1 protein-coding gene and 1 pseudogene are annotated in these 3031 nt (G+C 68.1%); one reads left to right on the top strand and one right to left on the bottom strand.

Annotated features, from left to right (window positions below; all coding sequences use genetic code 11):
• Nucleotides 1-199: 199 nt before the first annotated feature.
• Nucleotides 200-1276, top strand: a complete 1077-nt coding sequence (locus AB0M59_RS53495; RefSeq protein ID WP_364632129.1) for a nucleotide disphospho-sugar-binding domain-containing protein — start codon at nucleotides 200-202, stop codon at nucleotides 1274-1276.
• A gap of 290 nt (nucleotides 1277-1566) precedes the next feature.
• Here AB0M59_RS53495 and AB0M59_RS53490 read toward each other — a convergent pair.
• A pseudogene (locus AB0M59_RS53490) lies at nucleotides 1567-2936 on the bottom strand (ISL3 family transposase); the annotation flags it as partial.
• Nucleotides 2937-3031: the final 95 nt, after the last annotated feature.

Genomic DNA, 3031 nt, shown 5'->3' with positions numbered 1-3031 from the left:
GAAGAAACCCCCACCACCAGCACCACCGACGAAGACGCCATCCACACCTAAACCCCACCCCACAGGCCGGGACCCGCACACACGGGCCCCGGCCTCCCCATTTCACCGCCAACAGGAGAGTCCGTTGCGGATCCTGTTCACCACAGTCGCGCTGCCCGGGCACTTCTTTCCGCTCGTCCCCCTCGCGTGGGCGTGCCGGGTGCTGGGTCACGAGGTGCTGGTGGCGTGCACGGAGGAGTTCGTGCCCACCGCGGTCGGCGCGGGTCTGCCCGCCACGTCGACAGGTCCCGCAGCCCGGTTCGCCGATCTCGCTGCCGACGATCGCCCGGGCCGGGACCGCCCCGGGCAGCGAGCCGCTCACGGCCGGGTGTTCGGGCAGATGGCCGTTCGTGCCTTGCCGGGCATGCTGCCGGTCGTCGAGGATTGGCAACCGGACCTGGTCGTCCACGAACGCGCCGAGTTCGCCGGTCCGATCGCGGCGTACGTCGCCGGCGCTCCCCTCGTCGAGTTGCACTGGGGGGCTTCGCCGATGCCCGAGTACCGCGCGGAAGCCACACGTGTTCTCCGTCGTCGACTCGAGGCCGTCGGCCTCGACGCGCTGCCGGCACCCGTCGAAGTGGTTAACCCTTGGCCGCCGAGCCTCCGGCCGGGGTACGCCGGCCGGCATGCTTCTCTGCGCGCTGTACCACAGTACAACGGGGCGGCGCCGTTGCCGGACTGGCTCCTGCGCTTGCGCCCGACGCGGCGGATCTGCTTCACCTTGGGGACGGTGGTACCGCGCACCGGGCGGAACCAGGTGACCGGCACGGTTCCCGATATCATCGATGCATTGTCCACACTGGACGCGGAGGTGGTCGTCGCGGTGGACGGCAGAGTCGCGGCGGCGTGGCCACCGTTACCACCTGCCGTCGGTCATGTCGGCCGGCTGCCACTTGCCCAGGTTTTCACCGCCTGCGACGTCGTCGTCCATCACGGTGGCCAGGGCACCACACTAACCGCGTTGGGTGCCGAACTGCCCCAGCTGCTGCTGCCGGTCTTCGACGACCAGTTCGACAACGCCGACGCAGTGGTCCGCGCGGGCGCAGGCCTCCGCCTGCTACCGGACGAGCTCACGCCCCGCGCGGTCGCCGACCACTGCGCCGTCCTGCTCGATGACCCGGCTTACCGGCGTCACGCCGAGGTGATCGCGACGGAGATCGCGACCCAGCCGACCCCGGTGGCCGTCGCCGGATACCTCATCACCATCGCCGAGCGGACCGGCCGTCTGGCTGCATAGTCCCGAACACAATGCGGGTTCGCCGCCACGCGGCCGGATATCTAGCCGACGCTGACAGGCCGCACCATGTACGGTCAAGGTCGAGCGGTGAAGTGGCGTGACGAAGTTCGGCGCCCGAGGTCGAACGCTCGCTTCTGAATCGAATTGCCGCCTTCGCCAGCGCGTGTCCGGTATCGCACCAATGAAGTTCTTTGCCGCAAGAAAGAACGAAATCCGTGCCCAGGCGGAGAAGCGAGGTCCTCGCGTGGGTCTGTCAAACGAACGGCTCTGGCGCACTTTCGGTGGTGGTGTTACCTGAGGACGATGCGGTGGCGCAGGAGAGCGAAGCTGGCTCTCCCGTGCATCTGCCGCTTGAGGAGCTTCGTCTTGGTGTTCACACCTTCGGTGCGTCCATTGTGGTGATCGAGGGTGATCGCAGCAGTGACGGCGTCGATGTCCTGGTCGATGCCTCGAGTGAAGGAATGCACGTGGGGTAGTTCCGCCTCGCGTACGGCAGTGGTCCATGCCGCCAATCGGGCCGGGCTGTCCTTACGGGGAACGAGCAGGGCGGCGAAAGAACGTACGATGCTGGCCAGCGCCGCCATTCCGGGGCAGGCTGCGGTCAGTGCTTCGAGTCGTTCGCGTTGCCGTTCAGTGAGATTCTCGGGCCGCGTCAGCAGCAGCCGGGCGGCCCGGCGTGGCGAAAGGTGCAGACGCTCGTCGAGGTGCGGCCCCTGGTTCAGGTACCGCACGAGGAAGTTCTGGCTGCCGTTGTATCCCAGAGCGCGGATTTCGCCCAACAGCGCGGTAGCCCCCACACCCGGCTCCTGTTCGCGGCGGACACGTAGGTGGTCCTGGTACGGGTCGACCATGCAGGCCCGGTACTTGGGGACCCGCTGGATGCGCTCCGGTGTGGCCGCCCGGGCGTATCGCTTGACTGTGTTCAGCGCCAGGCCGAGGCGGCGTGAGCAGTCCAGCAGCCCAACTCCGGCCTCGAGCAGGGCATGGATCTGCTGCCACCGCTGAAGGGTGGTCTCGGCAAGCTTTCCTTGGCGCAGTCGGGTGGCCGAGGCCCAGCACGCACTGTGGGCTGCGACCTCCTTGCCCGCGGCGTCGCACAGACCGTGCCAGAGGTGCCATCGGTCCGCGACCTGGATCGCTTGCGGCAGCGCATCCCGCACGGCCTGCGCATAAGCTGCTGAACCGTCCCGGCACACGACCTCAACTCCTGGATGCGCCCGCAGCCAACTGGCCACCACCTCAGCACCGCGCCCAGGCAGCACGTCGATCCGGGCACCTGTGTCGGCATCGATCAACACGGGTGGCGTAGTCATGACACGTGCGCAGGGCGAAATCATCGATCCCCAGCACCCGCGGTACCGCATGATCCGGCAACGGGATTGCCCAGCAAGACCCGCACAGCGGTGTCCCGCCCGAGTGCGATCGCGATCGCTGGCAGCAACCGGGCAGAGGCCCTGCCGGCCAACTCGCGCACGACACTGCGAACCTGCTCGCCGAGCCGGACGGTGCTTCGCTGGTATCGCTCGACCAAGCCCGGTACTTGCTCCCGGAACGTGCGGCGCGTGCACTCGGCGACAGGGCACCGCATCCGACGTATCCGCAACCTCACCAGCACCCGGCGTCCATCGACCGGCACGTCCGCTGGGAACCGTTCGTGGAATGAGCTTCCCCCGGTTGCCCGGACACCTGACCTGAGGTGACCGCCGGTCACCGGGGAGGATGTTCCGATGCCTGCACCACACCCGCCTGAGTTCC

Source organism: Amycolatopsis sp. NPDC051371 (assembly GCF_040682155.1).
GTDB lineage: Bacteria > Actinomycetota > Actinomycetes > Mycobacteriales > Pseudonocardiaceae > Amycolatopsis.
Note: the sequence above shows the minus strand (reverse complement) of the source record. Positions and strands in the feature narration are given on the sequence as shown.